At 65.8% G+C, this 26,530-nt stretch carries 20 protein-coding genes and 1 pseudogene; 5 read left to right on the forward strand and 16 right to left on the reverse strand.

What is annotated here, in order from left to right:
• Positions 1-14 precede the first annotated feature (14 nt).
• The 6 genes from ACQ4OD_RS17825 to ACQ4OD_RS17850 form a co-directional block, all read right to left on the reverse strand.
• Complete coding sequence (locus ACQ4OD_RS17825) at positions 15-1,031, reverse strand: XdhC family protein (protein WP_139672062.1); 1,017 nt, start codon at positions 1,029-1,031, stop codon at positions 15-17.
• Between the two features lie 66 nt (positions 1,032-1,097).
• Positions 1,098-2,432: a c-type cytochrome gene (locus ACQ4OD_RS17830; protein ID WP_430944680.1), complete on the reverse strand. Its 1,335-nt coding sequence runs from the start codon at positions 2,430-2,432 to the stop codon at positions 1,098-1,100.
• 17 nt (positions 2,433-2,449) lie between these two features.
• Positions 2,450-4,696, reverse strand: a complete 2,247-nt coding sequence (locus tag ACQ4OD_RS17835; RefSeq protein ID WP_430944681.1) for a molybdopterin cofactor-binding domain-containing protein — start codon at positions 4,694-4,696, stop codon at positions 2,450-2,452.
• Positions 4,696-5,151: a (2Fe-2S)-binding protein gene (locus ACQ4OD_RS17840; RefSeq protein ID WP_023631311.1), complete on the reverse strand. Its 456-nt coding sequence runs from the start codon at positions 5,149-5,151 to the stop codon at positions 4,696-4,698. The genes ACQ4OD_RS17835 and ACQ4OD_RS17840 overlap by 1 nt, the downstream gene beginning before the upstream one ends.
• A gap of 148 nt (positions 5,152-5,299) precedes the next feature.
• Positions 5,300-6,802, reverse strand: a complete 1,503-nt coding sequence (gene proP, locus ACQ4OD_RS17845) for a glycine betaine/L-proline transporter ProP (RefSeq protein ID WP_023631310.1) — start codon at positions 6,800-6,802, stop codon at positions 5,300-5,302.
• Positions 6,803-6,971: 169 nt separating this feature from the next.
• Positions 6,972-7,430, reverse strand: coding sequence for a GNAT family N-acetyltransferase (locus tag ACQ4OD_RS17850; protein WP_139672053.1), 459 nt, complete (start codon positions 7,428-7,430; stop codon positions 6,972-6,974).
• Between the two features lie 546 nt (positions 7,431-7,976).
• Here ACQ4OD_RS17850 and ACQ4OD_RS17855 point away from each other — a divergent pair.
• The gene (locus ACQ4OD_RS17855) at positions 7,977-9,686 is read left to right on the forward strand and encodes a ShlB/FhaC/HecB family hemolysin secretion/activation protein (RefSeq protein WP_430944682.1); all 1,710 of its coding nucleotides are present in this window, start codon (positions 7,977-7,979) and stop codon (positions 9,684-9,686) included.
• A gap of 38 nt (positions 9,687-9,724) precedes the next feature.
• Positions 9,725-13,945 (forward strand): hemagglutinin repeat-containing protein, encoded by a 4,221-nt coding sequence (locus ACQ4OD_RS17860; protein ID WP_430944683.1) that lies wholly within the window; start codon positions 9,725-9,727, stop codon positions 13,943-13,945.
• 254 nt (positions 13,946-14,199) lie between these two features.
• Here ACQ4OD_RS17860 and glsB read toward each other — a convergent pair whose 3' ends face one another.
• From glsB to ACQ4OD_RS17880, 4 genes and pseudogenes are all read right to left on the reverse strand, one after another.
• Positions 14,200-15,117 (reverse strand): glutaminase B, encoded by a 918-nt coding sequence (gene glsB, locus ACQ4OD_RS17865; protein ID WP_038705799.1) that lies wholly within the window; start codon positions 15,115-15,117, stop codon positions 14,200-14,202.
• 149 nt (positions 15,118-15,266) lie between these two features.
• Positions 15,267-15,773, reverse strand: coding sequence for a GNAT family N-acetyltransferase (locus ACQ4OD_RS17870; RefSeq protein WP_277505584.1), 507 nt, complete (start codon positions 15,771-15,773; stop codon positions 15,267-15,269).
• A 9-nt stretch (positions 15,774-15,782) separates the two neighbouring features.
• Positions 15,783-16,340: pseudogene (locus tag ACQ4OD_RS17875) on the reverse strand (HD domain-containing protein); the annotation flags it as partial.
• 97 nt (positions 16,341-16,437) lie between these two features.
• Complete coding sequence (locus tag ACQ4OD_RS17880; protein WP_430944684.1) at positions 16,438-17,643, reverse strand: diaminopropionate ammonia-lyase; 1,206 nt, start codon at positions 17,641-17,643, stop codon at positions 16,438-16,440.
• Between the two features lie 320 nt (positions 17,644-17,963).
• Here ACQ4OD_RS17880 and ACQ4OD_RS17885 point away from each other — a divergent pair, with 320 nt between their 5' ends.
• Positions 17,964-18,425, forward strand: a complete 462-nt coding sequence (locus ACQ4OD_RS17885) for an Lrp/AsnC family transcriptional regulator (RefSeq protein ID WP_139672035.1) — start codon at positions 17,964-17,966, stop codon at positions 18,423-18,425.
• 2 nt (positions 18,426-18,427) lie between these two features.
• Here ACQ4OD_RS17885 and ACQ4OD_RS17890 read toward each other — a convergent pair whose 3' ends face one another.
• The 3 genes from ACQ4OD_RS17890 to ACQ4OD_RS17900 all read right to left on the reverse strand — a co-directional run bounded on the left by ACQ4OD_RS17890 (position 18,428) and on the right by ACQ4OD_RS17900 (position 21,550).
• Positions 18,428-19,081, reverse strand: a complete 654-nt coding sequence (locus ACQ4OD_RS17890; RefSeq protein WP_430944685.1) for an HD domain-containing protein — start codon at positions 19,079-19,081, stop codon at positions 18,428-18,430.
• A gap of 89 nt (positions 19,082-19,170) precedes the next feature.
• A complete protein-coding gene (gene tssI, locus ACQ4OD_RS17895; protein WP_430944686.1) occupies positions 19,171-20,325 on the reverse strand; it encodes a type VI secretion system tip protein TssI/VgrG in 1,155 nt (384 codons plus the stop codon).
• A gap of 121 nt (positions 20,326-20,446) precedes the next feature.
• Positions 20,447-21,550, reverse strand: coding sequence for a polyamine ABC transporter substrate-binding protein (locus ACQ4OD_RS17900; protein ID WP_139672026.1), 1,104 nt, complete (start codon positions 21,548-21,550; stop codon positions 20,447-20,449).
• Positions 21,551-21,688: 138 nt separating this feature from the next.
• Between ACQ4OD_RS17900 and ACQ4OD_RS17905 the strand changes: the two genes are divergently transcribed.
• Positions 21,689-22,480, forward strand: coding sequence for a response regulator transcription factor (locus ACQ4OD_RS17905; protein WP_102683356.1), 792 nt, complete (start codon positions 21,689-21,691; stop codon positions 22,478-22,480).
• Between the two features lie 111 nt (positions 22,481-22,591).
• Here ACQ4OD_RS17905 and ACQ4OD_RS17910 read toward each other — a convergent pair whose 3' ends face one another.
• Positions 22,592-22,909, reverse strand: a complete 318-nt coding sequence (locus ACQ4OD_RS17910; RefSeq protein ID WP_046856247.1) for a hypothetical protein — start codon at positions 22,907-22,909, stop codon at positions 22,592-22,594.
• 227 nt (positions 22,910-23,136) lie between these two features.
• Between ACQ4OD_RS17910 and bla the strand changes: the two genes are divergently transcribed.
• Positions 23,137-24,012, forward strand: coding sequence for a class A beta-lactamase (bla, locus tag ACQ4OD_RS17915; protein WP_139672011.1), 876 nt, complete (start codon positions 23,137-23,139; stop codon positions 24,010-24,012).
• A gap of 61 nt (positions 24,013-24,073) precedes the next feature.
• On the opposite strand, the gene ACQ4OD_RS17920 is transcribed toward bla, so the two are convergent.
• Positions 24,074-24,937: a diguanylate cyclase domain-containing protein gene (locus ACQ4OD_RS17920; RefSeq protein ID WP_430944687.1), complete on the reverse strand. Its 864-nt coding sequence runs from the start codon at positions 24,935-24,937 to the stop codon at positions 24,074-24,076.
• 357 nt (positions 24,938-25,294) lie between these two features.
• Positions 25,295-26,335, reverse strand: coding sequence for a hypothetical protein (locus ACQ4OD_RS17925; protein WP_139672005.1), 1,041 nt, complete (start codon positions 26,333-26,335; stop codon positions 25,295-25,297).
• Positions 26,336-26,530: the final 195 nt, after the last annotated feature.

Here is a 26,530-nt window from a genome sequence, read left to right on the forward strand (position 1 = left end):
GGCCGGTTCAGGCATTACGAAGGTTGATGGTCACGCTCGCGCTTGGCCCCGGATACGCTCACCGCCCCCGGCAAGCTCACGGCATTCTTGGCGGCCAGCACTTCGGCCATCACGCTCACCGCGATCTCCGCCGGGGTCTTGCTGCCGATGTAGATGCCGATGGGGCCATGCAGTCGTTGCAACGAGGCCTCGCTCTCGCCGAAATGCTCTATCAAGCGCTCGCGGCGCAGCTGGCTGTTGCGCCGCGAGCCGATGGCGCCAATGTAGAACGCCGGGCTGTGCAGGGCCTCGAGCAGCGCCAGGTCGTCGAGCTTGGGGTCATGGCTGACGGCGATGATGCAGGTACGCAGGTCTGCGTTGAAGGCGCGTACCGCATCGTCCGGCATGCCCTTGAGGTGCTCGACGCCGGCCACCGCCCAGGTGGCCATGTGTTCGGGGCGAGGGTCGCACACCGCCACCCGAAAACCGTTGAACAAGGCCATGGTCGCCAGGTATTCGGCCAGTGCCCCGGCGCCGATCAGCAGCATGCGGTAGCCGGGACCGAGGGTGTTGACCATGTGCTGGCCGTCGAAGCTGAACTGCTCGGGGGTGGCGGTGGCTGCCAGGCTCACCGCGCCGCTTTGCAGGGCCAGTCGGCGGCGCATCAGCCGGCCCTGGTCGAGGTGCTCCAGCAGTTGCAGCAGGGGCAACGCGGCCGGTTCGAATTCCAGGATCAGCTCCAGGGTGCCGCCACAGGGCAGGCCGAAGCGGTGGGCATCGTCGGCGCTGACGCCATAGCGAATCACCTCGGGCCTGCCCTGGGGCAGGCCGGGGCCGCCATAGGCGGTGGTGTAGCGATGAATCAGGTCGTCTTCGATGCAGCCGCCGGACACGCTGCCAACCACCCGGCCATCGTTGCGCAGCGCCATCATCGAGCCGACCGGGCGAGGGGAGGAGCCCCAGGTACGGGCGACAGTGGCGAGCAGCACGCGGTGCCCGGCCTGGAGCCAGTCGTGGGTGGTGCGCAGGACCAGCAGGTCGATGCTTTCCATGGTGTCCTCGGTTGTCTGTGCTCCACGCTTCACACGTGGGAGCGGGCTTGCCCCGCGATGGCGGTATCAGCGCATATGCAGGATGATCGGGCTGCTGCTGGCAGGGTCGGTATGCCCGCGCAGCTCGCCCACCGCCTTGGCCTGCACCGCGCCACCCTGATTGCCCCAGGCACTGCGGGCGAAACTCAGCACCTCGGCGATCTCCCGGTCCGACAGCTGCTCGCGGAACGCCGGCATGCGGTAGGCGTCCGGCACCCCGGCGGCGACGATGCGCTGCGAGCCGTTGAGGGTGATGTTGATCGCCGAGGCATTCTCTGCGGCCAGCATCGAGGTGGCCCCCGCCAGCGGCGGCATCCACTCGGCCTGGCCCTTGCCATCCGCGCCATGGCAGCTGGCGCAACGGGTCGCGTAGGTGTGCGCGCCGGGCGCATCAGACGCGGCGGCCGTCGCCTGGTACTGCCAGGGCGCACCATCACGTCGAGGGTCACCGGGCAATGCCTTGAGGTAGCGGGCGATCGCGCCCAGGTCGTCGTCGCTCATGAACTGCGTGGAGTTGTTGAACGCCTCGGTCATCGAGCCGTACACCACCGCATGGTGATTGCGCCCGGTCTTGAGGAACTGCACGATCTCGGCTTCGCTCCAGCGCCCGAGCCCGGTGTTGTGGTCCTGGCGCAGGCTCGGCGCGTACCAGCCATCGAGCAGGGCCCCGGCGAGGAACGGCGCGCCGCTTTCGTCCAGGGCTTTCTCGTTGAAGGCCAGGCCCCGAGGCGTATGGCAGCTGCCGCAGTGGCCGGGGCCCTGGACGATGTAGGCGCCGCGATTCCACAGCGGATCCTCGTCGGGTTTCTGCGCATAGGCGGTGGTCGGTGCGAAGAGGCCGTTCCACAGGGCGATGGGCCAGCGCAGGTTCAATGGCCAGGGAATGCTGCTGGGTATATTGGCTTCGGCTGCCGGTTGCACGCCCTTCATGAAGAACGCGTAGAGCGCCCGTACATCGTCATCGCTGAGCTTGGCATAGGACGGGTAGGGCATGGCCGGGTACAGCCGTCGCCCTCTCGGCGCCACGCCCTGGCGCACGGCACGGTCGAAGTCGGCCAGGCTGTAGGCGCCGATGCCGTGGTCGCGATCCGGGGTGATGTTGGTGGCATGGATCGCCCCCAGCGGCGTGGCCATTTCCAGGCCTCCGGCAAAGGGCGCCTTGCCCGGCAGGCTGTGGCAGGCCACGCAGTCGCTGAGGCGGGCGACGTATTCGCCGCGGCTGACCAGGGCGGCGTCGGCGCTGTCCGAGGCGCTGAAGGGCGAGGCAGGCTCGCGGGTGACGTACCAGGCCAGCAGGCCTGCCGCGACCAGGCACGGCAAAGCCAGCCAGCCTGCGGTTCTTGCGAATCGGCTGTTGTTCATGGGCTGTCCTTGTCGTGTCAGCTGAAGGTATGGCGGCTCAGGGGCATGCTGCGCACGCGCTGGCCGGTGAGCTGCGCCACGGCGTTGGCCACCGCAGGCGCGACCGCCGGCAGCGGCGGTTCACCGATGCCGCCCATCTTCGCCCCGCTCTCGACGATGCGCACATGCACCCGGGCCATGCGCGATGGCGGCAGCACCGGGTACAGGTCGTAGTTGCGCGCCCGTGGCATGCCGTTCAGCCACACCGATTCTTCCAGCAGCACCTGGGACAGGCCCAGGGATACCGCGCTGTTGACCTGGGCCTCGATGATCGCCGGGTTGACGATGCTGCCCGGGTCGATGGCCTGCCAGATGTCGTGCACCTTGACCTGGCCACCCTCCAGCGACACTTCGGCGATGACCGCCGCCTCCGAGCCGAATGGCGAGGCCATGGCCACGCCGCGGGCGCGCTTGCTGCCGTCCTCGGCGGTGAACGGGCCGCGCTTCCAGCCGCCGGACAATTCGCCCACCGCTTGCAGCAGGGCGGTCAGGCGTGGGTTGTCCCGCAGTAGCTGCAGGCGCAGCTCGAAGGGATCGTGGCCGCCCTTGTCGGCCAGCTCGTCGAGGAACGACTCGTAGAAGAAGTCGTTCAGCGAATTGCCCACCGAGCGCCAGTAGCCGAGCATGGCCGGGCCTTTGACATAGATCTGCGCGATGCGCTTGTTGGCGATGGCGTAGGCCTTGCCCGACAGTCCTTCGAGGGCGGTGGGGTCGACCGTGTCGCCCTGCTTGCCGGCAATGGCCTCGGTCGGGCCTTCGGTGGCGCTGATCGCCTCGATGGCCACCGGCAGGCCTTTCTCGTCCAGCGCGGCGCGGAACTTGACCACGGCCATGGGGCGCATGGCATCGCGCAGGAACTCCTCCTCGCGGCTCCAGATCAGTTTCACCGGCCTGCCGACCGCCTTGGCCAGGGCGATGGCCTGCGGGTAGGGGTTGGCCGAGTCGTACAGGAAGTGCCGGCCGAAGAAACCGCCGAGCAGGGGCGAATGCAGGGTGATCCGCGCCGGGTCCAGGCCGGTGCGCTTGGCGATATCGTCGCGGAACATGTCCTGGGCCTGGTTGGGCAGCCACACTTCCAGCGAGCCGTCGGGGTTGAAACGGGCGGTGGCGGAGGGCGGCTCCAACTGAGCGTGGTTGAGGAACTGGTTGTGGTAGGTGGCCTCGACCTTGGTCTTGGCCCCGGCCAGGGCGCTGGCGACATCGCCCTGGTTTTCCTCGTCGCGGCTCGGCCCGGTCTGGGCGGCCAGGTGTTCGCGCCAGCCATCGCTGGAAAAATCGGCAGGCATAGGCCGCACCTGGCTGTCGGCGGCCACTTCCTTCCAGTCCACCTGCAGCGCTTCCACCGCGCGCTTGGCGTGCCACCAGCGTTCGGCGACCACGGCGACCGCACCGGGCAGTTGATGCACCGAGTGCACGCCCTTCATGGCCTTGACCTGTTCCTCGTTGCGCAGGTTGCCTACGGTCATGCCCAGGCGCGGGGCATGCTGCACGGCGGCGTGGAGCATGCCGTCGACCTTGACGTCGATGCTGTAGACGGCCTTGCCGGTGGACTTGTCGTAGGCGTCGAGGCGCTGCACCGGCTTGCCGATCCAGCGGAACTGGCTGGGGTCGCGCAGCTTGACGCTGGCAGGGTCGGGCACCGGCAGGTCCATGGCCTTGGCGGCCAGTTCGCCGTAGCCCAGCGCACGGCCCGAGGCCGCGTGCACCACCTTGCCAGGCTCGGTGCTCAATTCACCAACTGGCACGCCCAACTGCTCGGCGCCGGCCTGCAGCAGCATGGCGCGGGCCAGGGCGCCGAGGCGGCGCATGGTCGGGTAGCTCATGCGCACCGACATGCTGCCGCCGGTGATGCGCAGGCCGTTCTCCATCACCACGTAGGCCTCGCCCGCTGGCGCGCTTTCGACCACGAAGGTGGCCGGGTCGGCGTCCAGTTCCTCGCCGATGATCTGCGCCATGGCCGTGTTGACCCCTTGCCCGCCCTCCATGAACGGGCTGAGCAGGTGCACGCTGCCGTCCGCGCGGATTTCCAGGAAGGCCGGCACCTGGGTGCCGCGCTCAGTGGTCGCGGCGGCGGCCTGTACCCGCGCCGAGCCCAGCGGCAGGCCGAAGCCCAGCACCAGGGCACCGATGGCGCTGCCGGCGAGAAAACGCCGGCGCGACAGGTTGACCGTTTCGCCGCTGCGCAGCCGTGCCAGGTCGTCAGGGGTGTCGATACGCGCGTTCATCAGGCGTTCTCCCCTTGGGCCAGTTCGTGCACGGCGGCATGGATGGCGTTGTAGGTGCCGCAACGGCACAGGTTGACCATGGCCGCGTCGATCTGTTCGGTGCTGGGTTTGGGGGTGTGCTTGAGCAGCGCAGTGGCCGCCATCACCTGGCCGGACTGGCAGTAGCCGCACTGGGCCACTTGGTGCTCGACCCAGGCGGCGACCACTCGCTTGCCCACGGCGTCGGCTTCGATGGCCTCGATGGTGGTGACTTCACGACCGACCACGCCGGCCACCGGGGTGACGCAGGCGCGCACCACATTGCCGTCCACCAGCACCGAGCAGGCGCCGCATTGGGCCAGGCCGCAACCGTACTTGGTGCCGGTCAGGCCCAGGTCATCGCGGATCACCCAGAGCAAGGGCGTGTCGGCGTCAGCCTCGACCTGGTAGGTCTGCTGGTTGATTCTTAGTTCCATGGGCTCACCTGCTGATCATCGGTTCTGGAAGCGGGGAATACGCTGTTCCCCAATCCAGAAACGCTAGCACATGGCCCCGTTGCGCAATCGATGCACCCCGCAGGTTCAGAGGATCAGGCAAGCAATCCGGTGGAATGCGCAAGCCTCCTCAATCGATGCGCGGGTGCTGCTGGGCCAGGGTCTTGCGCTTGGCCTCCAGCTCGGCGATCTGCGCGTCGATGTCCTCGATCTTCTGTTCGATATTGTCGTGGTGCTCCTGCAGCAGTTCGCGGGCTTCGTCGATATCCGAGGCGGCCGGGGCGGCGCCGCGCAGCGGGCGGTTGGCGGTCTCCTTCATGGTCAGGCCGGTGAGCAGGCCGATCACGGCGATCACCATCAGGTAATAAGCCGGCATGTACAGGTTGTCGGTGGTTTCCACCAGCCAGGCGGCGAGGGTCGGGGTCAGGCCGGCGATCAGCACCGAGATGTTGAAGGCGCTGGCCAGGGCGCTGTAGCGGATATGCGTGGGGAACATCGCCGGCAGGGTCGAGGCCATCACGCCGATGAAGAAGTTCAGCAGCACGGCGAGGATCAACAGGCCGGCGAAGATCACCGCCAGCTTGCCGCTGGTGATCAGCATGAACGCCGGGATCGCCAGGGCGAACAGGCCGACGCTGCCGATGATGATGAACGGCTTGCGCCCCCACTTGTCGCTGAGCAGGCCGATGATCGGCTGCACGAACAGCATGCCGACCATGATCGCGATGATGATCAGCACGCCGTGGTCTTCGCTGTAGTGCAGGTTGTGCGAGAGGTAGCTGGGCATGTAGGTGAGCAGCATGTAGTAGGTGACGTTGGTGGCGATCACCACGCCGATGCAGGTCAGCAGGCTGCGCCAGTGCTGGGTCGCCACCTCCTTGAACGAAACTTTCGGGCCGCTGGCCAGGCCTTCGCGGTCACCTTGCTCGAGTTTTTCGACGTGTTGCTGGAAGGCCGGGGTTTCTTCCAGCGCGTGGCGCAGGTACAGGCCGATCAGGCCCAGCGGCAGGGCCAGGAAGAACGGCAGGCGCCAGCCCCATTCGAGGAACTGTTCCTCGCCGAGGAGCGTCGAGATCAGCACCACCACGCCGGCGCCGAGGACAAAGCCGGCGATCGAGCCGAAGTCCAGCCAGCTGCCGAGGAAGCCGCGCTTGCGGTCCGGGGCGTACTCGGCGACGAAGATCGAGGCGCCGGTGTATTCACCGCCCACCGAGAAGCCCTGGGCCATCTTCGCCAGCAACAGCAGGATCGGCGCCCAGATGCCGATGCTGGCGTAGGAGGGGATCAGGCCGATGGCGAAGGTGCTCAGGGACATGATCACGATGGTCGCGGCCAGCACTTTCTGGCGCCCGTAGCGGTCGCCCAGGGCGCCGAAGAACAGCCCGCCCAGCGGGCGGATCAGGAAGGGCACGGAGAAGGTGGCCAGCGCCGCGATCATCTGCACGCCGGGGCTGGCGTTGGGGAAGAACACCTTGCCCAGGGCATAGGCGACGAAGCCGTAGACGCCAAAGTCGAACCATTCCATCGCGTTGCCCAGGGCGGCGGCGGTGATGGCCTTGCGCATCTTGGCGTCGTCGACGATGGTGATGTCCTTCAAGCCGATGGGCTTGACGGGTTTTCTGCGTGATTTCATGGGCCGTTGTCCTTGAAGGCTTGGGGGCATGGCCATGGTTTGGCCAGCCTTGTACCTAGGGTCAGATACAACGGCGCGCTAAATAATTCCCTACTGGATCATTTGTGTGCGGCATGGATGGCCCTGGCGCGGGGCAAGCCCGCTTCTACAGAGGCCATCGGGCAAGCGATCAGAGCGTGCGTGACATCAGCCAGTGCTGCTGCCCCCAGGCCTCGAAGGGTTCCAGCGGTGCCCAGCCACGCTTGGCGTAGTAGGCGCTCTGGTCGTGGGTGTGCAGGTAGAGCGTGGAGACTCCGCTGCTGCGTGCATGGTCGCAGATGCCTTCGATCAGTTGCTCCGCCAGGCCTTGCCCTCGTGCTTGCGGGGTGACGAACACGCAGGCCAGCCACGGACCAAGGTCGCTGCGCCCGGGCAGGTCGTCGCTGGCCAGGGCGGCGCTGCCCAGCAGGCGGTCGCCGTCGAGGGCGACCAGGCATCGCCATTGGCCGTTGCGCTGGCCTTCGGCGAACTCGCGTTGCCAGTCGCTAAGCGGCACGTCCGCGTACTCGTAGTGGAACTGTTGGTGCAGCCACTGGGCGAGGGTATCGCTGTGGGCCATGTGGTGTTCAAGCCAGTCCAGGCGGGGCATGCTGTTGTCCTTGTCGAGGGGCATTTCAGTGCGGTGGGCTGTGATGTCGCGAGCATACACCAGGCCTCTAACGCGTACTCGAGTTGCAAGTGCATTCGAGGGCAGTCGCTTCAATAGAGTCGAAAGTTCAGCACGAATCGTCGCCGCACGGGCCAATTATTCGGCTTAGTTTCGGCGCGTTTCACCGAGGTAGAATCCTCTTGTGTGTTTCCAAGTTGCTGTGCGTAGGCGGCATGCGACTAAAGTCCGGTGTCTCCCGCTCTTGTCTAGAAGTACCGTTGGCTCAAACAGTCGGCAAGTTTGATTGTTGGACAATCTAGCGCGTCAGTCCCTCTAGCCTCTGCAATACGGGGTGTCGGGTGACCAGGTGGTCATGCCAGGCTTCGGGTGGTAATTGGCAGTCATTAACTTTTCCGTGAGCGTTTCAGTGAATAACGCTCAACTTTCTAAAGTTATTGCACGTGTGCCGATAACTCTCGGTAACCGTGCCGGGAAGTTCCAAGTGCTGCGATTCTCGCTGTGCCTTTGCCTGCGAATGGGTGTTGTATGTCGTACCTGTCTGCTATTGATTGCCGTCGCGTATCGCTGTGTGTCGTATTGACTTGCCTGTCCCTGGGCAACGTGCGGGCTGAGACGTTCGTGCCTGGCCAGGAAGTGTTGCGCCAACAGCAACAGCAACAACAGGACCTGCAGCAACTGCAACTGGAACAACGCCGCCGCCAACTGCAGCGCGGTGCGTTCACAGGGCCCGATACATCCGCGCAGGTCCCTCAGGCCGCGGCTCCGGATACGCACTGCTGGCCGCTGGCCGGGGTGCGGGTGGGCGGCGTCACCCTGATCGACCGTGCCACCCTCGATGCGCGCATCGATCCGCTGGTGGCGGCGTGCATGGGCGTGGGGCAGATCAACCAGCTGCTGGCGAGTATCACCGCGCTGTACCTGGAAAAGGGCTATATCGCCAGCCGGCCCTACCTGAGCAGCGCCCCGGCAGCCGGGCAGTCGCTGGACATCCTGGTGGACGAGGGCTACCTGGAGGCCATCGAACTGGCCGACCAGCGCCTGCCGGTGTCGCTGGCCGGGGCCTTCCCCGGCATGCTCGGCGAGCCGCTGAACCTGCGTGACCTGGAGCAGGGCCTGGACCAGCTCAACCGCCTGCGCTCGGTCGACCTGACCGCCGACATCGCCCCCGGCAGCCAGCCGGGCGCCTCGCGGATCATCCTGCGCCCGCGCAGCGCCGGCCAGCCACGGGTGGCCGTGGGCCTGGGCCTGGACAACCTCGGCAGCGCCAGCACCGGGCGCGACCGTCGCGTGCTCAGCCTGGGCCTGGACAACCCGCTGGCACTCAACGACCTGCTCAGCCTGTCGGCCAGCGATACCCTCAACCAGGGCGACCGTTACAGCCGCAACGCCAGCCTGTACTACGCGATCCCCTATGGCTACTGGACCTTCAGCCTGTTCGCCAGCCATGCCGAGTACCGCTCGCCGGTCAAGCTCAGCACGCTGACCTTGCATAGCCGCGGCATCACCGACCAGCTCAGCCTGCGCGGCGAGCGCGTGCTGTGGCGCGACCAGCGCCATCAACTGAGCGCCAGCCTGCAACTGGCGCACAAGGATGTCGACAGCGAGTTCGCCAAGGTGCGCCTGGACGTGCAGAGCCCGACGCTGACCGTGGCCGAGGCCGGGCTCAACCTGTTCTGGCTCGACCACGCGGTGTGGAACCTGGACCTCAACTATGCCCAGGGGCTGCATTGGTTCGGTGCCGACGATGACGCCGATCGCCCGGTGCCCGACCTGCCCAGGGCGCAGTTCCACAAGTACCGCGCCGGGCTCAGCCAGTGGCGCAATGGCCAGCTGCTGGGTCAGGCCTGGCAGTGGCAGAGCCAGCTCAACCTGCAGTACAGCCCCGACCCGCTGCCGGCCATCGAGCAGTTGCTCGGCACCGACGATTCGGCCGTGCGCGGCTACCGCATCAGCAGCCTGTCCGGGGCCAGTGGGGCGGTATGGCGCAACACCCTCCGCCTGCCGTTGCGGGCGCAGGGGTCGTTGAGCGTCACCCCACGGCTGGGCCTGGACCACGGCTGGATCAAGGCCGACCACGGCGCCGCCAGCCAGCGCCTGAGCGGCGCGAGCCTGGGCGTGAACCTGGGCTGGAAGGCGCTGCAGCTGGACATCGACTACCAGCGCAGCCTCAACACTCCCCGCGGTTACCAGCGCGAGCCTGAAGTCTGGCTGTTCAGGGCCGCCGTGCAGATCTGAGCGCACCGATTTAGCAGTACCTACATGGAGAGTGACCTATGCCCAAGACCCCCTTTACCTTCAATTTGTCCCCGCAAGGCAAGCTGCGCTGGGCGATCGCCAGCCTGCTGCTGGCCACCAGCCTGCCCCAGGCGCTGGCTGGCGGCGTGGTAGTCGCCCCCGGGCCCGGGGGCACGGCGCAACTGCAGACCCAGGGCGGCGTGCCCATCGTCAATATCGTCGCCCCCAACGGCGCGGGCCTGTCGCATAACCAGTTCCTCGACTACAACGTCGACCGCCAGGGCCTGGTACTGAACAACGCCCTGCAGGCCGGGCACTCGCAGCTGGCCGGCGAGCTGGCGGCCAACCCGCAGTTCCAGGGCCAGGCGGCGAGCGTGATCCTCAATGAAGTGGTCAGCCGCAATGCCTCCGCCATCAATGGCGCCCAGGAAATCTTCGGCCGTGCCGCCGACTATGTGTTGGCCAACCCCAACGGCATCTCGGTCAATGGTGCCAGCTTCATCAACGCGCCCAACGCCAGCCTGGTGGTGGGCCGGCCCGAGCTGGAGGCGGGCCGGCTCAAGGCCCTGGGCACCCAGGACGCCAACGGCCAGTTGCAGGTGCAGGGCGCCGGCCTGCGCAACGACGGCGGTTCGGTCAACCTGATCGCCCCGCGCATCGACAGCCAGGGCCGACTGGATGCCCGGGACCAGCTCAACCTTACCGTGGGGCGCAACCAGGTGGACTACGCCAGCGGCCAGGTCAAGGTGCTCGACGGGGGCGCGGCCAGCGGCGAGCAGCGTATCGACGCCAGCCTGTTCGGCGCGATGCAGGCCGGGCGCATCAATATCGTCAGCACCGCGCAGGGTGCCGGGGTGCGGGTCGGGCCAGGGCAGATCGAAGGCCGCGACGGCGTGCGCATCGACTCGGCGGGTAACCTGAATATCAGCGGCGCCGCCGTGGCCGACTCGCTGCAAGCGACCCGTGCGGGCGTGCGCAGCAGCCAGGGCGATGTGCAACTGCATGGTGCCCAGGACCTGACCCTGGCCGCCGCCGACGTGGCCGGGCGCGACGTCAAGCTCGACGCCGGGCGCAACCTCACCCTGAGCACCGTGCAAAGCCGCAAGCTCCAGGAAAAACGCGAGAACTGGCGCAGCGGCGCACTGGGCATCGATTGGGAAACCTACCAGCGCACCCAGACTGACAGCGATACCCGCGAGCATGGGGTGCAGGTCGTGGCCCAGCGTGATGCTCGGGCGAATGCCGGCCAGGATGTCACCGTCAATGCCGCCAGCATCGAGGCGCCCGGCCAACTGAGCCTGAACAGCGGTGGCGACCTGCGCCTGACCGCTGCCACCGAACGCCAGGTCAACAGCGACCAGGGCAAGCACACCAAGGGCTTCTGGAAGGCCGACTGGGACAACCGCAGCGAAACCCAGCGCAGCGTCACCAGCCAGCTCAAGGGCGGCGATATCGAACTGCGGGCCAAGGCTTCGGTGCTGGCCGAAGGTGCCCAGCTGACCAGCGGCCAGGACATCCGCATCGCCGGCAAACAGGTGCAGATCAGCAACGCCTCGCGCACCGACCAGCGCGACAGCCAGAACCAGCAGAGCAAGTTCTTCGGCGTCAGCCACAACGAAGCCAAGCAGAACAGCCGGGAAAGCACCGCCGTGCGCAGCGAGCTGGTGGCCGGTGGCAGCGTTGGCCTGAACAGCGCCGAAGGCATCGAGGTGGTCGGCTCCACGGTCAAGGCCACCGGCGCGTTGAGCGCTGACGCGGCGGGCGACCTGAAGGTCGCCTCGGCCCAGGACACCCGCGAGCACGGCAGCGCCAGCAGCAACCGTGGTTTCGTGGCCTCGGCCAAAGAGACCGCGCCGGGCTCGGGGCAGTATCGGGCCGGCGTCGGCTATGCGAGCGATCGCCAGAGCGCCACTGGCAGCCAGGTCAGCCAGCAGGGTTCCAGCCTCAGCGGCAGCGAGGTTCAGCTGACCGCCGGCGCTGACCTGACCGTCAAGGGCGCAGCGGTGAAGTCCACCGCCGGCGACACTACCCTGGCCGGCAAGCAGGTGTTGTTGCTGGCCGAGCAGGACAGCCGCAGCGAGTCCCGCGACAGCAGCCACACCGGGGGTGGCGTCTACCTCACCGCCGGCCTCGACCGTGCCGGCGCCGGGGTCGACTTCGCCCATGGCACCCAGCAGGACGCCGCGAGCAGTAGCACTGCCAAGACCACCGGCCTCGACAGCGCCGGCAGCTTGACCATCAAGGCCGACACCCTGGCCAGCGAAGGCGCCCAGGTCAACAGCGCCGGCACCCTGAGCGTCAGCGCCAACCAGGTGGACAACCGCGCGGCTCGCGACACCACCAGCAGCAGCCACCAGCAGAGCAACTGGACGGCGGATGTCGGCGTCAATGTCGAATACAAGGACATCGCCCGGCCGATCGCCGGGGTGGTCAAGGATGTGGTGGACGGCAAGGTGTCGGTGAAAGACGCGCTCGACGGCAAGCTGCCGCTGGGCGATGTCAAGGACGTGCTTGCCGGCAAGACCTCGCTGACCGAAGCCCTGGGCAAGCTAGGCACGCCGAACCTGGGCGTCGACCTGGCCGTGGGCCATGCCAGCCAGCAGCAGGGCGAGCAGACCGGCACCGCGGTGGTCAGCCAGTTCAACGGCCAGGGCGTCCAGCTGGACGTGGCCGGTGCGCTGAAGGATCAGGGCACCCAGTACAACGCCAACGGCGGCGCGCTGAACGTCAAGGCCGGCACGTTGCAGGCCGATGCGGCCAGCAACACCCACAGCCGCAGCGAACATCAGGTGAATGCCGATGTATCCGCCCGGGTCTACACCAAGACCGGCGAGGACCTGAATGTGACCGCCAGTGGTTCGGGGGGGAGCAAGCGCCTGGCCGAAGACCGTTCCACTGCCGTGGTCGGCACCTTCACTGGCAATCAGGGCCTGAACATCCAGGTCGGCGGCGATGCCCGCTTCGAAGGCAGCCGCCTCGACGGTGGCCAGGGCGCGGTGGCCGTCAACACTGGCGGCAAGCTGGCCCTGGAGCAGGCCAGCAACCATGAGCGTCTCGACACCAGCAGCCTCGGTGGCAGCGGCTCGCTGACCGTGGGCACCTTGCCGGTGGGTGACAAGGTCGACCTGGGCGCAGGGTTGCAACTCGATCATGCCGGCGAACACAGTGCCGACAGCAAGGCCCAGGTGGCGAGCATCAGCGGCAGCGGCCCGGTGCGGCTGGGCAGCGGTGGCGACCAGACCTTGCAAGGTACGCGCATTGACGCGACGGGCCCGGTCGAACTCAAGGCCGGTGGCGCTCTCGACCTGCAGGCCGCCAGCGACACCCGGACTGTCAGCGGCAGCCACCTGGGCGGCGGTCTCAACCTCGGCGGCAAGGTAGCCACCGGCGAGCAGGGCCGCGACCTGAGCGGCAAGCTGGGCGGCAACTTCAATGTGGGCCAGACCAACGAACGCTCGCAGACCCTGAGCGGCGGCCAGCTGAACAGCCACGCCAATGTGGACCTGGCCGGCCAGTCGGTGCATCTGCAGGGCACGCAGGTCGCTGCTGCGGGCGTCAACGTCGGCGCAGGCGAGGGTGGCCTGGCGCTGGAGTCGGCGCAGTCCACCCAGGGCCGCAACAACTGGGGCGTCGAGCTGAAGGCCGGCGGCAACCTGAGCCGCAATACCCCGGCCGACGCCGGCCAGCAGGCCACTGCGTCCCATGACTTCGACCTCGGCGGCAAGGTGCACGTGGACCATCTGCAGGGCACCACCCAGCAGAACAGCCGGATCGCCGCCGACACGGTGGCGTTGAACAGCACGGGCGCGGCGCAACTGAGCGGTGCCCGTGTCGAAGGCCCGCACATCGGCGGCAAGCTCGCCGGCGGGCTCAGCATCCAGGAGCGTCAGGACACCACCACCTCGGTGCGTCTCGACCTGGGCGCCGGCCTTGTCGGCAAACCGGGCGAGGCCAAGGAGGGCGAAGCCAAGCCCGCCTTCGGCTACACGCCGTCGTTCAACGCGCAGGGCGAGTTCGTGCGCAAGGCCGGGGTCCAGGAAACGTCGCAGATAGCGGCGCAGCGCGAGCTGGGGCTGCAGGTCAAGGGCGTGGAGCAGGGCGGGAACACGGTCGGGGCCGAGGTGAAACCACTCGGTTACCAGGTCAAGGCCACCCTCGACCTGCCCAAGCTGCCTGACGCCGGCCTGCCCAGCGTGTCGCTGGATGACGGCAAGCTGAGGGTCGGGCCGCTGACGGTCGAGGGGCATATCGACGGCTGAAGGGCTTCCGTTACACCAATGAGGTCTGGGGCGCTTGGCGCCCCTTTTCGTTGGCTGGTAATAGCGACGGTGTCCTAGATCGGAATAGCGCTGGGCGGGGCTGAGCCTCTCGGCTTGGTGCGAGAGCTGTGGAGGCGAGCCTGGCCTCGCGATAGCACAAGGCAACGCCATAGGGCATCTGACGCTATCGCGGGGCAAGCCCGCTCGCGTGCAGGTTATGTGTGCAACCAAGCGCCTGCCTGCAACGGCCTCGTTCAGACCGCCGAAAACACCGACCCGGTGATCCGTTCGCTCAACAGCTCCAGAACCCGCAATCCCGCCAGCGAGTTGCCCGAGGCGTTCAGCGCCGGCGACCACACGCAGATGCTGTAGCGCCCCGGCACCACCGCGACGATGCCGCCGCCCACGCCGCTCTTGCCCGGCAGGCCGACCCGGTAGGCGAAATTGCCGGCCTCGTCATACAGCCCGCTGGTGGCCATGATCGCATTCACTTGCTGCGCCTGGCGCGGGCTGAGCACTTGTTCGCCGCTGTGCGGGCAGTAGCCGCTGTTGGCCAGGAAGGCGAAGCCACGGGCGACGTCGGCGCAGCTCATCGACAGCGCACAGTGGTGGAAGTAGCTGCGCAGCACCGCGTCGACATCATTGTGGAAGTTGCCGAAGGCCTGCATCAGGTACGCCATGGCCGCATTGCGTGCGCGGTGCTGGTACTCCGACTCGGCCACCACCGTGTCGCTGACGATACGCGGATTGGCCGCCAGGCGGCGGACGAAGTCGCGCATCGACAGGGTGGGGGTGGCATAGCGCGATTGGTTGATGTCGCAGATCACCAGCGCCCCGGCATTGATGAACGGGTTGCGCGGCCGGCCCTTTTCCACCTCCAGCTGCACCAGCGAGTTGAACGCCTGCCCCGAAGGCTCGTAGCCCAGCCGCGACCAGATGTCTTCGCCACTGTGGTTGATCGCTTGCACCAGGCTGAACACCTTGGAGATGCTCTGGATCGAGAACGGCGTGCGCGCATCCCCGGCGCAGTGCAACTGGCCGTCCAGGCTCTGCACGGCGATGCCCAGCTGGTTGGGGTCGACCTGGGCGAGGGCGGGAATGTACTGCGCCACCTGGCCCTGGACGAGCAGGGGGCGGACGTGGTCGAGGATCTCTTGCAGGAGTGCTTGCATCGGAAAACCTGGTGCGGAGGAAAGACGCGGTCGAAAACGTTCAGGTAGACGATGGTTGCTGGCTGCGGAGCACATCTGCCGGCGTTGATTCCTGTGATGATGCGTGACCTGCAGGCGCAGGCTTGCCCCGCGCCTGCAGTGACCGCGTTTTACGCGTTGGAGGTTGCCTCGAACGCGGCGTGGTATTGTACGTCGCCTTGCGGTACGTCCCCAGTGAAGGCCAGGGCCTGGAAGTACTCGGCAGGCACGCCCGGCAAGGTCAGGCCCGGCTGGGCCTTGAAGCCGAAGCGGGCATAGTAGCGCGGGTCGCCCAGCACCACGCAGCCCTGGCCGGCCAACCCATGCAACCGGGCCAGCGCGGCATTGATCAGCGCCGAGCCGATGCCTTGCCCCTGGCGCGCCGGCGACACCGACACCGGCCCGAGGCCGAACCAGCCGCTGGCGCCCGACGCCAGGGTGACTGGGGAAATCGCCACATGGCCGACGACAGCGCCGGCTTCCACGGCCACCAGCGAGACAGTGAGCTGCCCCGCCCGACGCAGCGCCGTGACGATGAACTGCTCGGTGTGGCTGCTGTGTTCGGCGTCGGCGAAGGCGGCTTCGGTCAATTGGCCGATGGCGTCGATGTCTTCGGGGCGTTCGTCGCGCAGGGCGATGCCATTGTCCAGGTGTCTGCGCGTATCGGCGTCGATCAGGCCGCGCAGGGCCTCGAACAGCGGTGTGGCGGCGGTGTAGCGCTTGCCGTAATCCAGGTTGAAGGCATAGTCGAAGCCCGGTGGGTTGCGGCCCTGGTTGTGCTGCAGCAGGGTCTCCAACTTGTCGAGGGCCTTGACCGCCTGGGCTTCGGCGGACGTCGCGGCTTCGTAGTCTTCCCACAGCCACATGATCTCCTCGCGCAGGGGCGTATCCAGGCTCGCCATCAACTGCAGCAGGTCGTCGCGCTCCTGCTGGCTCTTGTCGGGGAAGCCCTGCTTGCTGACGGCGGGCACGTCGCCGCTGATGGCCTCGCCGAGGTCGTGGACCAGGCACATTTTCAGGACCTTGAGCAGGTCGAGGTCGCCCAGTTCGTCGGCGAAGGTGATGGCCATCAGGCACAGCCGCCAGGTGTGCTCGGCGGTGCTTTCGGCACGGCCGGTGGAGGTATGGGCGCTGCGCAGCACGCTCTTGAGTTGTTCGGCCTGGCGCAGGAAGTCCAGGCGGTTCTGCAGTTTTTCGATGTTCATGGCGACTCCATGTCCTGGGGCGGGTTCAGCGTGTCGGCATGATAACCCCAGACGACTGCCGGCCTTCATGGTTCTGACGTTTGCATGCCTGGGATACTCAATTCCACGCCTGCTGCCGTGCGAGCACCGATGCCGGCTTTTCCCCCACCAACTCGGTATACAGGCCCGGCGCGGTAGCCCCTTCGGTGCTGATCAGCAGCACCCTCGAGTCGCGTCCGAGCCCCACCTGGGCCGCCAGTTCCGGCGCCGCCATCAACTGCGCCAACCCTGCCAGCCCGGCCACCGCCGACTCACCCGCCAGCAACGGAATGTCCCGAGCACTGCCTTGCGCCAGGCGCCGCATCGCGGCGATGGCATCGGTGTCGCTCAGGGTCATGAAGAAGTCGACGCTTGGCTGCAGGAATCGCCATGCCAGCGGCGAGGTTTTCCCGCAGGCCAGTCCGGCCATCAGTGAGTTCACTGAGCCGCTGGCAGCACGGGGCTGGCCGGCCATGGCGCTTTGCAGCAGGCAGTCGGCCTGCTCAGGTTCGACCACGATGAAGGTCGGGCGCTGTTCACCCATCAGCTCCCACAGGTAGCTGACAATGCCCGCCGCCAAGCCACCCACGCCCCCTTGCAGGAACACATGGGTAAAGGTGGGATCTGGCCCGCCGGCCTCGACCAGTTCGGCAGCGAGGGCTCCGTAACCTTGCATGACATCGCCGGGGATCTGCTCGTAGCCATCGTAGGACGTGTCTGAAACCACCTGCCAGCCGTGGGCCTGGGCCAAGGCCGCGGCGTGCGCCACCGCGGCGTCGTAGTTGCCCTCGACCCGTATGATCTGCGCGCCGTAGGCGGCAATGGCCTGATCGCGCTCCACGCTGACGTGGGCGTGCAGGACGATGACGCAGCGACACCCCACGCTCTGCGCGGCGGCGGCCAGGGCGCGGCCATGGTTGCCGTCGGTGGCGCTGACCACACTGAAGCCGGCCAGCTCGCTGGCGTGTCGGCTGGCGAACAGGTCGGCGGCGGTGAAGCCGTGCCCGGGGAAGGTGCGCAGGATCAGGCGCACCAGGGCGATGGGCGCCCCCAACGCCTTGAAGCTGCCCAAGGGGGAGCGCACCGATTCATCCTTGACCAGCACCTGGTCGACACCCAGTTCGGCGGCCAGGTCAGGCAGGTCGTAGAGTGGCGTGCCCGCGGCGCGCAGTTGCGGCCAGTGCGCCAGCCATTGGCGGCTTTCGTTCGCCTGGCGGATGCTCATCAGTACCTGCAGGCTGCGAGGATAGGGCTGGCGGGTGGCGTTGGGGTTGGCAAACAGCATATACGTCTCCAGGGGGCAGGGCGGTAGGATCTGGTCACTGCGTGGCGCTCAGTCGCTGAGCAACCACGTCCAGCAACATCCGCGCGCCGTCGAGCAACTGGGCGTCGTCAGTATGCTCACGGGGGGTGTGGCTGATACCAGTCCTGGATGGGCAAGAAGGTCATCGCCGCCGGAGCGATGCGCGTACGGCCTCCACTCTGTGCATTGACGCCATGCGGTGTGAGCGAAATGGTATTTGCTTGTGGCGTATGGAAAGATTGATTTTCAGGTAAAATGCGTAATCTTGTTGCATTCGCACACGCCTGACAGGACCCACTCCCATGACCCTTGACCCCTTCGACCGCGCACTGCTCGACGCCGTGCAGCGTGACGCCAGCACTTCCCAGATCGATCTTGGCACACAGGTGAACCTGTCGTCGGCTGCGGTTAACCGTCGGCTGAAGAAACTCACCCACGATGGCGTGATCCAGCGCACCGTGGCCCTGGTCGACCCGGTGGCGCTGGGTTACACGCTGACGGTGATCACCGAAGTGGAGGTGGAGAATGAGCGGCTCGACTTGCTCGACGCCATGAAGCGCACCTTCATGGCCTGCCCGCAGGTTCAGCAGTGCTATTACGTGGCGGGGGCATGCGACTTCGTGCTGATCCTGCTGGTGCGGGACATGGCGCAGTACACCCAGTTGACGCGGGAGCTGTTCTTCCAGAGCAACAATGTGAAGCACTTCAAGACGCTGGTGGCGATGAGCAATGTGAAGACCGGGTTGCAGGTGCCGGCGACCTGAGCTCAGGCCACGCCGATCTCATCCATGAAGTCGTCCAGGAACGACGCCAGCCGTTCATGCCGGAGCGTCGCCAGGCGAGCCCCCTCGGTGGTCTGGAACCCCGAGGCGAGCTTTAGCAGCTTGGTGTGGAAATGCTCGATGGCGTACCGGTTGTCCTGGTGGTCCCGCCCTTCGGCAGTGGGATTCTCGAAGTCGTACAGTGACGAGCCCATGCGCCCTGCGACATAGAAACAACGGGCGACGCCCACCGCGCCGAGGGCATCGAGGCGGTCGCTGTCCTGGAGGATCCTCGCCTCCAGGCTCAGCGGCGCGATGCCCGCCGAGTAACTGTGGGCCTGCACCGCATGGGCCGCTTGCTCGACGCGTGCCGATGGCCAGCCCTTGTCGGTGAGGATCGCGGCGGCCCGCTTGGCCGAGAGCATCGAGGCCTGGCTACGCAGAGGCGAGTTCTTCTCCACCGCCACGCAGTCGTGCAGCACGGTGGCGGCGAGCAGCACTTCAAGGTCGCCACCTTCCTTGGCCTGGATGCGCCGGACGTTGCTCCACACCCGCTGCACATGGGCGAGGTCGTGGGAGCCGTCGGTACAGGCGCCGGGCAGGCAGGGCAGCAGTTCGTCCGCCAGGGGCTGCAGGGGAAAGAACGGCGCGTTGGCCATCGAGCGTGCTCCATCGATCAGGGTAAGGGCTGAACATCGGTTCGGCGCGGCAACGGTACACCAATCGTCGCTGGCTCGGGCAGGCGCGGTCAGCGGCAACACAGGCAACCGCTGATCAGCGGTTGATCAGGGTCGTTCTCCAGAAAGGTGACCATGACTTCCATGCCCGTGTGCGGTGGCGTGCTCGCACAGCTCCAACTGGAGCACGCGCTCAGCCAGCAACGGCTCTTGTCGTCGAACCTGTCTTCACGGTCCCAGGGGAACTTGACCTGTATCTTTGCCAGGCGCCGGTCACGCTGGGACATCTCGTCTTCCACCGCGATGACGACAGCGGTCTGGTTGCCGGGTAACTCAGGTTTGCGGTGAGTCAGAGGCAGGCGGTAGGGCGCTTCCCAGGGAATAGCCATGAAGTGGTTGCGGTATCCCCGAGCAATTTCATCGACGTGGTCAGTGGCGCCGCGCTCACCGGCTATCCGTGGTTGCCTGCCCTGGTGAATGACCCGCGTCAGGAGCCACGGGGCGTTCAACGCCTGGCGCGGATGCCCGCAAACGTCCAGCACATGGCCACTGGCCAAATGGGTCTGGTCACTGTGCCCTTCAGCTTGATGATCTGCCAGGCCACGAAAATCGAGCGGATTGTCGCCGTCCTGGTTGCAGGCGGCAGGTTGCCCCAACCTGGGGAACACCGCCTGGTCATCACCGAACACCAGCACATGGCCCTGGGCACTGTGCTGGAAATGGAAGTGGATGCCTTCTTCCTCGCACAGGCGCTGAATGAAGTGCAAATCCGTTTCGTCGTACTGGGTGCAGTAGTCGCGCTCGGGGTAGGTCGAGCCTAGATGAAACCGATAAGCGTCGCCGACGATTCCGTGCTCTTCCAGGATCAAGGCAACGATATTCGGTACCGAGAACTTTTCATAGATTCTCTGGTTGATGCGATGGCGCAAGTAGGAGAGGTGCGGTACCAGGGTCATGCTGTAGTGCTTCGAGCACTGTGCATTGCCGCTTTGAGCGATGTGGTAGACCCGGCCATGGATGCCGTTGCCATTGTTGTCGAAGGACAGGAAAGCCTCACGGTCGAAAAGGCACTCGAGATCCATGTCAGCCCGCTCGCCGACAAGCTCCACATTGAAGTAGTACGGCCTGCCGAGCGCTTCCTCCCCACTGAATGCGAGCACCTGGAAAGCGGGATCGATACCGTCGATCGTCAAACTGAATCGAGTTTGTTGGGCTGGGCTGAACATCCACTGTTCTCTTTTCAAGGTCGGACTCAATTGAGCAACAGGCATTGGCGCGCAGCGCGCTGCACGGCAATGGACACGATCAAGGGGTGGCATGGGGCAGCAGCCACCCCATCACCTCAGATCACACGCCGCTCTTCACTTTGGTCCAGACCCGGGTGCGGATCCGCTCCAGTTTCAATGGCAGTGGCTCGAGTGGGATCAGCGTGGATATCGTCGTGGCGTCCGGGTAGATCCAGGGATTGTCGCGCAGCTTCTGCTCGACAAACGCGGTGGCGTCTTTGTTGGCGTTGGGGTACAGCGTGTGGTTCGAGGTCTTGGCAATGACTTCTGGCCGCAGCATGTAGTTGATGAACGCCATGCCTTCCTTGGGGTGAGGGGCGTCTTTGAGCAGTACCAGGTTCTCCGACCAGACCAGCGCGCCCTCGCGCGGCAGGCTGTAGGAAATCCGGCGCCCGGTGTTGGTCTTTTCGTTCAGGGCCTGTGCCGCAAGGGCGCCATTGGCCCAACCGACAACCGCGCAGATATTACCGTCAGCCAGGTCGGTGTCGATTCGCGAGGAATCGAAGTAGAGGACGTAGGGGCGTATCTTCAACAGCAGCGCCTGGGCCTTCTGGTAGTCGTCCGGGTTCTTGCTGTTGCTGGGCAGCCCCAGGTAATGCAAGGCAATCGAGATGATCTCGCTCGGGGAATCCAGCATCGCCACCCCGCAGGATTGCAGCTTGCTGATGTTCTCTTCCTTGAAGATCAGGTCCCAGCTGTCCACCGGCGCCTGTTCACCCAATGCCGCTTTGACTTTGTCGACGTCATAGCCGATGCCGGTGGTGCCCCACAGGTAGGGCACCGCGTAACGATTGCCAGGGTCATTGACCGCGACCTGGGCCAGCAGCGCCGGGTCGATATGCGCCAGGTTGCTCAGTTGCTCACGGTCCAAGGGCTGCAGCACGCCCGCCTGGATCAGGCTGGGCAATACGTTGGAGGTGGCCACGACCACGTCATACCCCGTGCGCCCGGCCATTACCTTGCTCTGCATGATGTCGGCGCTGTCGAACGCATCCATGCGCATCCGCGTGCCGGTTGCCTGCTCGAAGGCCTTGGGGGTCTCTGGCGCGAGCAGCCCGAACCAGTTGTACAGGTGCATGCCGGGCTGGGCCGCGGCCACCGAGGTGCTGATTGCCGCACCGAGCAGCGAGGCCGCAAAAAGGGTTCGCAAACGTGACGTTCTCATGCAACATCCTTATCGAAACGATGTATCTTCTGGCCCGTCCTGAGCCCAGACAGCGACTATACCGGGCAGGCCCGGATAGTAAATACCTCCGATTACGTAGCGCTGACCTGCTGATTCCTAACCCAAAAGGGGTAGAAAATGCCGTTCGACCTTCATGGCCTGGCGTGGCACCGTTCGATCGGCAAGCTGATCATGCAGCTGGACCGCCCCGCGTTCTGGAGTTCGTTGGTGCGGGTATTGAATGAGTACGTGCAGATCGACAACTGGGTGGTGTTGATCTTCAGCCAGCAGCAGGTGGACGTGGTGGCTCTTCCTGAGGTGGCGGATGCGCAGGAGGTCGATGCGTTCATTCATCGCTATGTGAAGGGGCTTTACCTGCTGGACCCGTTTTATATCGCCAATCGGGAAAACCCGCAGAGTGGCTTCTTTCATCTGCTGGACATAGCGCCGGAATACTTCGTCGAAACTGAATACTATCAGCAGTATTTCGCTCATTATATTTCGGCGGATGAAGTCCAATACAATGTCCAGCTCGACCCCGATAGAACATTGTGCATGTCCATCGGGAGCAAGGTACGTTTCAGCCAGGAGCAAATTACCCTGCTCGATATCATCAAGCCCTGGGTAACTGCGCTCATGCACCAGCGCATGGCCTTTGAAGTCGACGCGAATGAACACCTCGCCGAGCCACTGTCATGGCCTGAAACGGTTGCGCAGCTGGCCACGCAGATCACCTCGCGCGAAAGCGATGTGCTCAGGTTGTTGCTCAGTGGCTATTCCAACAAGGAAGTGGCCGGCAAGCTGGCGCTCTCGGTGGAGACCATCAAGGTTCATCGGCGTAACCTCTATGCCAAGTTGAATGTCCGTTCACAATCGGAATTGTTCGCCCGGTTCCTCATGCCCAAACAGGACGTTCTTTCTGCACGGTGACGTCAGTTACTGGGGCAGATGTTGATCGCTAGTGTGGTATTTCTGAAACACCACACTAGTGCAAGATCGGGGCAGGGCAGAGCCCGGCATGGCGCCGGGCTCTTGAAGGTATTACTGAGGCAACAGCTTGTGGGCGCGTTCGCTGGCGTTATTGAAGACCTCGATCAGTCTTTTCGCCAGTGCGTCTTCGATTGCCGCGGCAGTGAGCAGGCCCTGGGTAAAGCCGATGCCCTGGTCCTTGGCAACCGCCAGTTGCTGGCTGTTCTCCGCTTCGGCCAGGTCGCCCAGGTAGTGGGCTGCGCGGAAGGCGTAGCGCTCGGGGAGGGTCAGCTGTTCAAGCTCCTTCAACGAAAGGGCGAACTGGCTGGCGGCGGCGGGTTTCAGGCTGAGGTGCTCGAACTGGAGCAGGCTCAGGCGATCGGTAGTCAAGGCGAATCTCCGTTTCTTTGCGGGAATACCCGGTTACTGTCCTGCCTTTTGCCGGTCAGCGCAAGGGTAGCCAGGGCGGTGGCGCGAAAAACAGTTGTCCAGGCTCGCTCGCAGCACAAGCGCGTGCCATGCGCCGCGCAGGCAGCCCTGGGCGCATCCTCTGCTTGGCGCGCATGCTAAAACGTTCTAGCCTTCGCGTTTTGCTCATTGCCGTAAGGAATACCCGCATGACTTCCACCCTCAGCCGCCGTCGCGTGCTCCAGGGCGCGCTCGGCTGCTCGGCCTTGCTGGCCCTGCCAACCTGGGCGGATGACCCGCTGCGCAAAGCATTGCAGCAACTGGAGGCCACCACCGGCAGCACGATCGGCCTGTGGGCCCTGGACACGGGCAGCGGCCAGCAACTGGCCTGGCGCGCCGAGGAGCGCTTCGCGTTCTGCAGCACCTTCAAGGCCGTCCTCGCCGGCGCCATCCTGCACCGCAGCCAGGCCGAGCCAGGCTTGCTGGAGCGGCGCATCGCCTACGGCGCCGAACAGCTGGTGGTGTATTCCCCGGTCACCGAAAAGCACGTAGGCGCCGGCATGACCGTCGCCGGGCTCTGCGCCGCCGCGGTGCAGTACAGCGACAACACCGCCGGCAACCTGTTGCTCGAGCTGGTCGGTGGCCCGCCGGGTCTTACGGCGTTTGCTCGCAGCCTGGGTGACCCGACGTTCCGTCTCGACCGCAACGAACCGACCCTCAATACCGCCTTGCCAGGCGATCCGCGTGACACCACCACGCCCCTGGCCATGGGCGTGACCCTGCAGCGTCTGTTGTTGGGCGACGGCTTGGCCGCTGCCGAGCGACAACAGCTGCAGGCCTGGCTCAAGGGCAACACCACGGGCGATGCCCGCATCCGCGCCGGCGTGCCGAAGGATTGGGTGGTGGGCGACAAGACCGGGTCGGGTGACTATGGCGTGGCCAACGATGTCGCGGTGATCTGGCCCAAAGGCCGGGCGCCGTGGATCCTGGTGGTGTTCAGCCGGGGCGCCAAGGCGGATGCACCCTGGAACAGCGAGACGATCGCGGCAGCCACGCGGGTGGTGGTGGACGCCTGGCAGGGCTGAGCAATCGCTCGGACCATTATCCAAACGCGTGGGAGCGGGCTTGCCCCGCGATGAGGTCGGCTCACCCCACGCGTACGCGCCGCCGTTTCTTGAGGTACATCTGGCCATCGGCATGGCTGAGCAAGGTGTCGGCATCTTCGCCATCGCTGGGGTAGCAGGCCACGCCAATGCTGCAGGAGGGCATCCTGACCTCACCGAATTCGGCGCCGAGCGGTTGCTCCATGACCCTGGCGATCTGCTCGACCATCTGGTACACGGCATCCTCCGAGGGCACGTCAGTCAGCAGCACGATGAACTCGTCGCCGCCGATCCGCGCCACGGTGTCCGCCGCCTGCACGCTGTCCTGCAGCCGGCGGGCGATGGTGCACAGCACGCGGTCGCCAGCAGCATGGCCATGCACATCGTTGATACCCTTGAAATCATTGACGTCGAGAAACAGCAAGGCGAGCCGCCGCTGCTGCTGGCGAGCCATGCGCAGGGCCGTGGCGAGGCGGTCGTTGAACAGCGAGCGGTTGGTCAGCTTGGTCAGCGGATCGTGATGGGCCAGGAAGCGCAGTTCCTGCTCGGCCTGGGTGAGGGCGGTGATGTTGCGGGCCACACCGATCCGCGCGCCGACTTCGTCGGACCAGGAGGCCGCCCAGAGAATGTGCACGATCTCGCCATCCTTGCGTACATAGCGGTTGCGAAAGTCGCAGTGGGCGTTGCCGTTCATCACCCGCACGATCGAGGCGCGGGTGGCCTCCAGGTCATCCGGGCGCATGTAGCGGGTGATCGGGGTGCCGGTCAGCTCGTCGGCGCGGTAGCCGAGCAAGGCCTCGCAGGCATCGCTCACGAACACGATGGTGTCGTCCCGGTCGACCACGAACACGGTGTCCAGCATCAGGTGGATCAGCCTGGGGTACAGCGCTTGCAGGTCGACGGGCATAGGGCGGGGGTATCCGATACGGGTAGCCCGGTCATGGTCCGATCACGCAGGGCGGCCGCGCGATGTCCTGCAAGCCGCCGTGGGCCGCTTGCCGCGCCCGAGCAGCATACACAGGGTCGGGGGCGGGCACACTACCTGTGAGCAAGCAAAGCCTGCATGGTGCAGCCTGGCGGCGCGTACCCTGTCCCCCAAGGCGAGGGTGACCGGGCGCAGGGCGTGACCTTTGCGCAGGCAGGTGCCGGGCTGCGCCTAGGCTGATGGAGCCGGCGGGTTGGTGGCTGGCCTCAGGGAGCTGAGGCCGAGGTTCAAGGGGGCGGCGATCACTAGCATGGGACAGACTTGCGCTCGGGTGACTGCCTACAGCCTCCAGCATCCGGCGAAGCGCTGGCAAACCCCTTCGCGTTGATCCAGTTCAGCCATGCTGCGCAAGTGTTCGAGGCTGATCTGCGCGACCGTCTCTTGCAGGACATAGTTGTAATAGTACGCCATGTCGCGCATGCGCTGGGCCTTGCTGCGCAGGCCTGCGTCGTTGTTGCCACCGGCCCAGACCTGTAGCTGCTCGTCGCGCACGCTACGCAGATAGGCGCGGCTGTCGGCGTCGTAGCGCTCTAGCGTACGTGCCTTGAGGTTGGCGAGCGCCTCGGCGAGCCTCTGCAGATTCTGCTGGTACTGCTGCCAGTAGGCCTCTGGCAGATCGAGGCCCAGTTCCCGCTTGCGTGCCGCTACCTGGGCTTCGGGAGAGGTTTGACGAGTGATGGCGACGGCAGTGCGCAACGTGGTCAGTTGCTCCATCTCCGGGGTGACGCTGTCGTGGATGATGCTATCGATCAACGCGGTGCGCCGGGGGGTATCGGGCAGCGGTGTGGGTTGTTTCGGGAACAACGCTGAGGTACCCCGGCAGGCGCTTGGGATGGTGTCGATCATCGGATAGGGCTGGCGCTGGTCCTTGCCCTCGACGCGTTGCAGACGCACCAGTGCCGCCTGGCAGTAGCCAGGTGACTGGTCGAAGCTCAGTTCATACTCGGAGCCTGCCTGAGGTGTCAGGGTGAACGAGGCCGAGCAGACCGTGGTTGCGCCCTGGGTGTTGGCGCGAACATGTACCGGCTGGCCGGGTTCGAGGCGGATCTCGTAGTAGCTGTTGCTGTTTGCTGGCGGCGGCACGCTCATGTCGGCCCGCCGGCGAGAGTCGGGCACGAACAGGTTGTTGAGCATGCCGGTGGTCCGGGCTTCACAGCGCGCGCTGTCGAACAGGTCCAGGGTGGCGCTGCCATTGCCCGAGATGTAACGCAGCTTGGCGGCATCCGGGCGGGCGCTGTCGATATAGGTACCATTGAGACTGCAGGCGCTGACCAGGGTGGACAGGGCGAACAGGGCAAGCAGGCGGGCGGCGGGGTGCATGATCGTCCGTGAGTGAGGCCATGGGGGCGCCGATGCTAGGGCGATTCCGGCTAATCGTCCAGTGGGCCGAAGGTGATCAGCCCACGGTGGTGGAGCGCTTGCTCTTCCCTTTAGAACATCCGCCACCGTCCACGTAGAGCAAGGCCTTGACCAGCTCACACGAACCCATGAGGGTCAGGTGCTGTTCAGCATTTA

Origin of the sequence: Pseudomonas sp. WC1 (assembly GCF_050586565.1) — a bacterium.
Classification (GTDB): domain Bacteria; phylum Pseudomonadota; class Gammaproteobacteria; order Pseudomonadales; family Pseudomonadaceae; genus Aquipseudomonas.

Coding starts and splice junctions, on each gene's coding strand:
- bla (WP_139672011.1), top strand. CDS start 23,137: ATGACTTCCACCCTCAGCCGCCGTCGCGTGCTCCAGGGCGCGCTCGGC.
- ACQ4OD_RS17860 (WP_430944683.1), top strand. CDS start 9,725: ATGCCCAAGACCCCCTTTACCTTCAATTTGTCCCCGCAAGGCAAGCTG.
- ACQ4OD_RS17835 (WP_430944681.1), bottom strand. CDS start 4,696: ATGAACGCGCGTATCGACACCCCTGACGACCTGGCACGGCTGCGCAGC.
- ACQ4OD_RS17920 (WP_430944687.1), bottom strand. CDS start 24,937: ATGCCCGTCGACCTGCAAGCGCTGTACCCCAGGCTGATCCACCTGATG.
- tssI (WP_430944686.1), bottom strand. CDS start 20,325: ATGTTCAGCCCAGCCCAACAAACTCGATTCAGTTTGACGATCGACGGT.
- proP (WP_023631310.1), bottom strand. CDS start 6,802: ATGAAATCACGCAGAAAACCCGTCAAGCCCATCGGCTTGAAGGACATC.
- ACQ4OD_RS17855 (WP_430944682.1), top strand. CDS start 7,977: ATGTCGTACCTGTCTGCTATTGATTGCCGTCGCGTATCGCTGTGTGTC.
- ACQ4OD_RS17890 (WP_430944685.1), bottom strand. CDS start 19,081: ATGGCCAACGCGCCGTTCTTTCCCCTGCAGCCCCTGGCGGACGAACTG.
- ACQ4OD_RS17900 (WP_139672026.1), bottom strand. CDS start 21,550: ATGAGAACGTCACGTTTGCGAACCCTTTTTGCGGCCTCGCTGCTCGGT.
- ACQ4OD_RS17880 (WP_430944684.1), bottom strand. CDS start 17,643: ATGCTGTTTGCCAACCCCAACGCCACCCGCCAGCCCTATCCTCGCAGC.
- glsB (WP_038705799.1), bottom strand. CDS start 15,117: ATGCAAGCACTCCTGCAAGAGATCCTCGACCACGTCCGCCCCCTGCTC.
- ACQ4OD_RS17825 (WP_139672062.1), bottom strand. CDS start 1,031: ATGGAAAGCATCGACCTGCTGGTCCTGCGCACCACCCACGACTGGCTC.
- ACQ4OD_RS17905 (WP_102683356.1), top strand. CDS start 21,689: ATGCCGTTCGACCTTCATGGCCTGGCGTGGCACCGTTCGATCGGCAAG.
- ACQ4OD_RS17885 (WP_139672035.1), top strand. CDS start 17,964: ATGACCCTTGACCCCTTCGACCGCGCACTGCTCGACGCCGTGCAGCGT.
- ACQ4OD_RS17925 (WP_139672005.1), bottom strand. CDS start 26,335: ATGCACCCCGCCGCCCGCCTGCTTGCCCTGTTCGCCCTGTCCACCCTG.
- ACQ4OD_RS17850 (WP_139672053.1), bottom strand. CDS start 7,430: ATGCCCCGCCTGGACTGGCTTGAACACCACATGGCCCACAGCGATACC.
- ACQ4OD_RS17840 (WP_023631311.1), bottom strand. CDS start 5,151: ATGGAACTAAGAATCAACCAGCAGACCTACCAGGTCGAGGCTGACGCC.
- ACQ4OD_RS17830 (WP_430944680.1), bottom strand. CDS start 2,432: ATGAACAACAGCCGATTCGCAAGAACCGCAGGCTGGCTGGCTTTGCCG.